This window comes from Nocardioides sp., from assembly GCF_031422975.1.
Lineage (GTDB): Bacteria > Actinomycetota > Actinomycetes > Propionibacteriales > Nocardioidaceae > Nocardioides.
In genome coordinates, this window is record NZ_JANPEO010000349.1 from 1 (window position 1) to 7,217 (window position 7,217).

Consider the following 7,217-nt stretch of genomic DNA (forward strand, 5'->3'; position numbering starts at 1 on the left):
CGGACCTACGCCCGGCGGACAGAGCCCGATAGCGGATCGCTCAATGGGAGGTCCGAGCGACGCCGCCAGGAGATGAAAGGCTCGACTCATGAACGTTCTCTTTATCGCCGGATTTGCCGTCATGAGGGTCGCCTGCTGGACGCGGGTGAGCGGGGTCAGCGCCACGGCAGCTCCCCGATCACGGCGACCGCCGGGCCGCTGCGCACGTTGTCCAGGAACCCGGAGGGCGCGGCGAACTCCTCAGGGGTGAGGACCGTCGGGTTCACGGGACGGTGCACCGCCGCCTCGACTCGGGTGCACGCCTCGTAGACCGCGTCCACGTCGGGCTCGCCGAGCACCATGACGTCGATGTCGTGCGGCGCCGCACCGGCATCCCCGAGCATCCGCGCGGCGAAGGAGCCGTAGAGGAATGCCGACTCGATCCCGTCGATGCGGGCGAGCTCCTCGGCCAGCATCACCACCGGGCCGGTCGCGACCGTGAGGATCTCGCGCAACGGGCCCACCAGCGGGCTCTCGTTGTTGCCGCGGATCAACCTCGTGCGGCCCACCTGTCGCTCGCTGAGGATGCCGGCGTCCGCCAGGCGCGCAACCTCGCGATGCGCGGTCGGGTAGGCCAGGCCAGCCCGCTTCGCCAGATCGGTGATGCTCAGCTCATCGCCGGTGAGCAACAAGGCGGAGAGCAGGCGCGCCTGACCGTCCGACCGGAAGATCGGAGCGAGGAGCGGCGCCTCAGTTCTCATATGGCTGAGGTTATCCTCCATTATATTGACAGTCAACGACTCCGCGTCCAGTTCTTCGGCCCGCACGCCGTGTCGTCACACGTTCTCGACCAACGTGCCTGCGCATCACCTCCTAGGGGGAGACCCCGGCCGCGGGGATCACCCCGAACACGAGCTGGGTCTCGGTGTGCCGCACCACCGGGTGCACGGTCACGTGCTCGAGGACCAGGTCACGCAGCGCCTCGGACGACTCGACCGCGACGTGCAGCAGGTAGTCGTCCTCGCCGGCCACGTGAAAGATCGTCAGTACACCCGGGATCACCGACAAGGTGGCGTGGAAGCGGTTGACCTCGTCCCGGTTGTGGGTGCCGAGACGCACCTTGACCACCGCCTGGATCGGAAGCCCCAAGGCGCCGAGGTCGACCTCCGCGTGAAAGCCCCGGATCACCCCGGAGTCGCGCAGCGCCCGGACCCGGTGGATGCAGGTCGATTCCGCGATCCCCGTCCGCGAGGCGAGGGCCGCGTTGGTGAGCCGGCCGTTGGCCAACAGCTCGGAGAGGATCCGACGGTCAGTATCGTCCAGGGGCCGGGGCGAACCGGCTGGCAGCTTCTTCGGCTTGTTGGCCTTCCGCACGGCTGAGTCTCCATAAAATTTCGAAGTTGTGGTCACTGGCGTCACATTCTTCAACAATACTTTCCACTGGTCGCAGAAAATAGCATCGTGCATGGATGGAATACGCCACGCTCGCCCTCGACTCGCTCGCCCTCGACTCGCTCGCCGTCCACGCCGGTCGCGACGACCTCGCTGACCTGGGCGTGCATGCCCTCCCACTCGACCTGTCCTCCACGAGCCCGCTTCCGGACCTGGAGCACGGCGGGGCGTCGTACGAGGCGATGGCGACCGGTGGCCACCCCACCGCCGAGGGCGGGAACGTGTACGCCCGGCTGTGGAACCCGACCGTCGCCCGGTTCGAGTCCGCGCTGGCCACGCTGGAGCGGACCGCCGAGAGTGTCGCGTTCTCTTCGGGCATGGCCGCGATGACCGCGTCCATCCTCGCGGTGAAGGCCGAGCTCGGCGGCAACCACGTGGTCGCGGTGCGCCCGCTGTACGGCGGCACCGACCACCTGCTCGCCTCGGGGCTGCTCGGCGTCGAGGTGACGTACTGCGCCCCCGACGAGGTCGCCGCCTCTGTTCGTGAGGACACCTGCCTCGTCGTCCTGGAGACTCCGGCCAACCCGACCCTCGAGCTGGTCCACATCCGCGCCGTCGTCACCGCCGCGGACGGACGACCCGTGCTCGTCGACAACACCTTCGCCACCCCGGTGCTGCAGAACCCGGCCCTCGACGGCGCCGCCCTGGTGCTGCACAGCGCGACGAAGTACCTCGGCGGGCACGGGGACACCGTCGGTGGCGTCGTGGCCTGCAACCCCGAATGGGCAGCGGCCCTGCGCCGGGTCCGTGCCGTCACGGGCGCCCTGATGCATCCGCTGGGCGCCTACCTGCTGCACCGCGGCCTCAGCACCCTGCCGCTTCGAGTACGCGCCCAGCAGGAGTCGGCGCACAAGACCGCCGCCTGGCTGTCCACCCACCCCGCAGTGGTCCGGGTGTTCTACCCGCAGATCCCCGAGTGCGACCCGCTCGGTCTGGTCGGCCGCCAGATGCGCGGCCCCGGGGCGATGCTCGCGCTCCAGCTCACCGGCGGCTATGACCACGCGGCCCGGGTCACGAGCAATGTGCGGTTGTTCACCCACGCGGTGTCTCTCGGGGGCGTGGACTCGCTGATCCAACACCCGGCGGCCTTGACTCACCGCCCGGTGGCGCCGGACGCTCGCCCGTCCGCCGACATCGTCCGGCTCTCTATCGGCCTCGAAGACGTCGACGACCTGCAGCGGGACCTCGACCAGGCGCTGGCTCGGAGCTGAGCCCTACCGGGGCTTCGTAGGAGTGGAGCGGTGGTTCGACGCCACTCCGCATGCGACCTGATTGCCTGGCTCACTCGACCTCTGGAGGCGCGACCCGTCCCGCAGCCCAACGAGTTGCGGGGCGAGTCATCCTGAACAGCGACCGCAGTCAGGCCCGCATCTCGTAGGCGCCGTCGTACGCCTTGACTTGTTCCCAGACCCGTTCGAACCGATCGCGATCGACAACGGGCTTGCGGATCGCCCCGATCGCCCACTCCTGCTGCGCTTCGCTCGAGGCCGCCTTCCCGTGCAGGGCCACGACGTACGCCGAGAAGTCGCGGACCTGGAAGTCGAAGATCTGGTCGAGTACGACGCGGTCGAGGTCGGTGATCTCGGCCTGTTCCAGGATCAGCTGCCCGTAGACGATCAGCGAGAACAGGTGTCCGACGTTGAGCAGGAAGTCCAGGTCCTTCTGCTGGTCGGCATCCGGGCCGGCCGTACCGAGGAGCGTACGAAGGGCCTGCGCCTGCTCGTAGAAGCGGGCCACGTTGGGGACCTCGGCGAACTGCTCGTAGATCGGCGCCCAGTCGTTGAACTGCACCTTGCCCGCGCCTCGCGCCGGTCCCTGTGCGAAGAAGAACGTGTCGTCGGCGGCATCCTTGCGGGTTCCGATCGGCGCGTACGTCGTCGCGTTGAAGAAGTAGTTCGGGATGAACTTGATGATCTGCGCGACGTTCACGTGCACAGTGCCTTCGAGTCGCGGCAGGGTTCCGATCAGGCGGGCCACCTCGCAGAAGTAGGTGTCCTTCTCGAAGCTCTTCGCGGCGAGCACGTCCTGGAGCAGCGTGACGACCAACTCACCCTCCGAGGTGACCTTTGACTTCGTCATTGGGTTGAACAGCAGGTAGCGCCGGTCCTCGCGGCTCGCGCTGCGGAAGTAGTCAGTGGCGCGGTCGCTGAACAGCTTCATGGCGACGATGCGTGCGTAGGCGTCGACGAAGCTCCCCTTCACGTGCGGGAAGTCGGTCACCGGGTTGCCGTAGAGGATCCGGTTGTTCGCGTGCGTGATGGCCTCGTAGAACGCATGCTCGACCATGCCGATCGAGCCGCTGCACAGGTTGAACTTGCCGACGTTGACGGTGCTCAGCGCCGCCGAGAACGCGTCCGGTCCGGCGTGCAGGATGTCTTCCTCGCGCACCGGGTAGTCGTTGAGCCGGAACGTGCTGACGTACATCTGCCCGTGCACGACGTTGTCGATGAGCTCGTAACTGTCGTGCTGGCTGTCGGCGGCGAACCAGATGTAGGCGTCCGCGCCTTCGAGATCGGTGCGCCGCCCGAACACTGACACCGTGCTGGCAACGTTGCCGTTGCCGATGTAGTACTTCGTGCCGGACGCCCGGTAGCCGACGCCGTCGGCGAGGTCCTCAGCGTTGTCGGAGGGCGTGAGCAGCAGGTCCGTGTTGTAGACGTCAGCCCCGTGGTCGCGCTCGGAGAGGCCGAACGCCATCACTCCCCCGTCTTCGAGCTCCTGGGCGACCCGCTTCTTGACCGCCTCGTTGTCGCTCATCCACACCGGTCCGAGGCCGAGGATCGTCACCTGCTCGGCGTACCAGTAGGCCAGGCCATAGAAGCCGAAGATCTCGGACAGCGCCGCGTTGCGGGCTGCGTCCCAGCGCTTGTTCGGATCGCCATTGGCGTACGCCGACGGGGTCAGGAAGGTCGAGAAGAGCTTCTCCTTCTTGACGAAGTCGAGGAAATCGGCGACCCAGGTCGCGTCGAGGTCGTCGCGCAGGAGCTGGATCTTGCCTCGCGCCTCGAACCAGTCGATGACTGCGCGCAACTGCCGACGCGTCTCCTCGTCGAACTCCGCGAAATCGGCGGTGCCAGGGTTGAAAAGGAGTGCGGAGCCGGTCATGGGCGTGCCTTTCCTCAGGGCGGACGCCCACAACCTACCAGTGGGTAATCAGGCGTCTCAGACCTTGACCGGTGTCCTCCGATCGGACAATTATGCCGACCCGTCCGGGCCAGCCAGGGCCCGTTTCGACGATTCTCTCTCACTGGACGAGGTCGTCGCACCCCGCGTCTCGAGCTGCGATCAGAGTTACCCGGTCGCCAGCGGCGATCCGTCACCGAAAGCGGATCCTCTACCGGTGCTGGGTCAGCGTCGCGCACACCACACAGCGGACAACTGCCTTCGGGCCCGGCCACCAGCTCGACGCACGCCTCCTGCGTCGGATCGCTCTGGCTCGCGCGCGCAGGATCCGAGGGTGCAGGGGTTCCACCCGCGCTACAACACCATTACCAGCGGCGACCCGGTCGGGCGGACGCGGCGAACCCCGATGAGGACTGCCCCGAGGCATCGCGGTGCAGCGGCCTGCCTTCGCGGCGGCGGTCGAAGGTTCTGTCCGGGCTCGAGGTCTCCTTTGCTACGACCTGGAGCACCTGGGTCCGGCAGGTGGCGAACGGTCGCGCCGATGGTCGGCTACGTGACAGTGAAGTTCGCCATCATCGCCATGTCCTCGTGCTCGAGGTTGTGGCAGTGCAGCATGTAGCGGCCCTTGTAGTCGGTGAACTTGATGAGGACCTCGACCGGGCCGTCCCGGGTGACATTGACGGTGTCTTTCCAGCCGGCATCAGAGGGGTCGGGTCGACGGCCACCGCGGCTGAGTACTTGGAACTGCCCGAGGTGCGCATGCACAGGGTGGCTGACCCAGTCGGTACTGAAGCGCCATCGCTCGACGGTGCCCAGCTTCGGGCTCGCCGTGTTCGCGGCGGGGTCGAAGGGCTGGCCGTTGATCGTCCAGATCCCGGTGGAGTCGTCCTTGCCGAAGTCGAAGCGGCGGGAGGTGACCGCCTGCTGAGCATTGAGGACCTCGAAGTCGCCCACGAGCTGGGTGGGCAGTGGCCTTGACTCGTCGGTCTCAACACGGTCGACCACGAACTTCATGACTTGGCCGGTGTTGCCCTTGTCGAGGGAGTTGCTGAGCACGATCTCGGTACCGACGGGGTAGCTGGAGAAGTCGACGATCACGTCAAAGCGTTCGCCGGGCGCAACCGGGATCGAGGCGAGCTGTTGTGGGGCTGCGAGCAGGCCTGCGTCGCTCCCGATCTGCACGAACGGCGCCCGCTGATCGCCGCCGCTGGGGTGCATCTGAAGGTCGTAGCGGCGCGCGTTCGAGGCGTTCAGGATCCGCAACCGGTAGCGGGTGTTGGCGACCTTGGACACTGGCCACGGGGCGCCGTTGACCAGGATCACATCACCGAGCGCGCCTTCCATGTAATCCTCCTCGTCGCCGGCCCGGTGGATCAGTGTCGGGTCAACCGACGGGTACATGAACTCACCGTCCTCGGCGAACGCTCGGTCGCAGATCACGAGAACCAGTTCCTTCTCGCCGGCCGGGAGCCCGAGGGTTTCCTCCTGCTCGTCACGGACGATGAAGGCACCGGCCAGGCCACGCCAGACCTGCGGACCGGTGAAGTCCATGCGGTGGTCGTGGTACCACAGCATCGTCGAGCGCTGCTCGATCGGATACTCGTAGTCCTTGTACTCCTGGTGAGTCGTCCAGACCTTCGGGTCCGGCCGACTGCCCATCGGCCCCATCGTCTGGCCATCGGACATCTGCATGGAGTGCATCGCGGCGTCGACTCGCTCGGGGTAGCCGCGTGGAACCGTGACGTCGGTGGGATAGCCGTCGGACACAGGCGGCGTGACGCCGCCGTGCAGGTGAGTAGTGGTCGGGACGGGAAGTTCGTTGTGGATCCGGACCACGATCGGGGCGCCGCGGCGGGCCTCGATCGTCGGACCCGGGAACATGCCGTCGTAACCCCATACGGTCGTCTTCAGACCGGGCACGATCTCGTGTGTCGCGGTCCGCTGGGTCAGCTCATAGACATCCTGCCCATTGCGGCGCCCGGTCGACTTGAGCGTGGGCAGCGTCGGCAGGGCGGTCACGAACACCGCTGGCAGCGTCACCCGCGAAGTCAGGACGCGCTCATCGTCGTCAAAGCCCGACCGTCCGTCTTCGGCGTCGTCGAAGCCGGAACGCCTATCGTCTTCCGAGCCGGAACGTCCCGGCTGACCACCGGAGGGCCGGTCGCTTGCTCCGCAACCCGCGACACTCATCCCGGCGATCCCGATTCCGGCGATGCCACCGATCTTGAGCAACTGTCGTCGGTCGAATCGGTGGTCGGCACTCACTTTGCTTCTCCTTGGACGATATCGGGCATCGGCGTGGTGCCGATGGTCGAACGAGTAGGACTGTGGTCGTGACCCGCAGACGGTTCGGCAGCAGCAGGGGTCCCGCGCGACCGTTCCTGCCGTGACCTGGGGCCTCATACGCGGGTGGTGAGCGATGAGCGCGGCTTCTCGCGTCGCGCTTGGTCGAGTGGACCAGCCGCCTTCCGACGGCTCTCATGTCGTCGTCCTGCTCACCAACGGTAGGCGCCGGGACCGGCCCGCCACATCTGCCAGGCGGAGGGACTTTGCCCTCCGGCAAAAGGATGGGACCCGTCCGCGGCATCATCCCTGCGAGGGAGACGCATGATGCGCCTCCCGTCCGATGTGCGGCGTGCGGCGCATCCCTATGGTGGTCAGCA

General features: G+C 67.1%; 5 protein-coding genes. 1 reads left to right on the forward strand and 4 read right to left on the reverse strand.

The window, feature by feature from the left end; genetic code table 11:
* Positions 1 to 155: 155 nt before the first annotated feature.
* Both RMO85_RS10550 and RMO85_RS10555 read right to left on the reverse strand, forming a co-directional pair.
* Entirely contained in the window at positions 156 to 740 is a 585-nt protein-coding gene (locus tag RMO85_RS10550; RefSeq protein WP_310528684.1) for a MarR family transcriptional regulator, read from the reverse strand.
* Between the two features lie 112 nt (positions 741 to 852).
* Complete coding sequence (locus RMO85_RS10555) at positions 853 to 1,353, reverse strand: Lrp/AsnC family transcriptional regulator (RefSeq protein ID WP_310528685.1); 501 nt, start codon at positions 1,351 to 1,353, stop codon at positions 853 to 855.
* Positions 1,354 to 1,448: 95 nt separating this feature from the next.
* Between RMO85_RS10555 and RMO85_RS10560 the strand changes: the two genes are divergently transcribed.
* Positions 1,449 to 2,642 (forward strand): aminotransferase class I/II-fold pyridoxal phosphate-dependent enzyme, encoded by a 1,194-nt coding sequence (locus RMO85_RS10560; protein WP_310528686.1) that lies wholly within the window; start codon positions 1,449 to 1,451, stop codon positions 2,640 to 2,642.
* A 148-nt stretch (positions 2,643 to 2,790) separates the two neighbouring features.
* Here RMO85_RS10560 and RMO85_RS10565 read toward each other — a convergent pair whose 3' ends face one another.
* Together RMO85_RS10565 and RMO85_RS10570 are read right to left on the reverse strand one after the other, a co-directional pair.
* The gene (locus RMO85_RS10565; protein ID WP_310528687.1) at positions 2,791 to 4,536 is read right to left on the reverse strand and encodes an acyl-CoA dehydrogenase family protein; all 1,746 of its coding nucleotides are present in this window, start codon (positions 4,534 to 4,536) and stop codon (positions 2,791 to 2,793) included.
* Between the two features lie 567 nt (positions 4,537 to 5,103).
* Positions 5,104 to 6,594 (reverse strand): multicopper oxidase family protein, encoded by a 1,491-nt coding sequence (locus tag RMO85_RS10570; RefSeq protein WP_310528688.1) that lies wholly within the window; start codon positions 6,592 to 6,594, stop codon positions 5,104 to 5,106.
* Positions 6,595 to 7,217 lie beyond the last annotated feature (623 nt).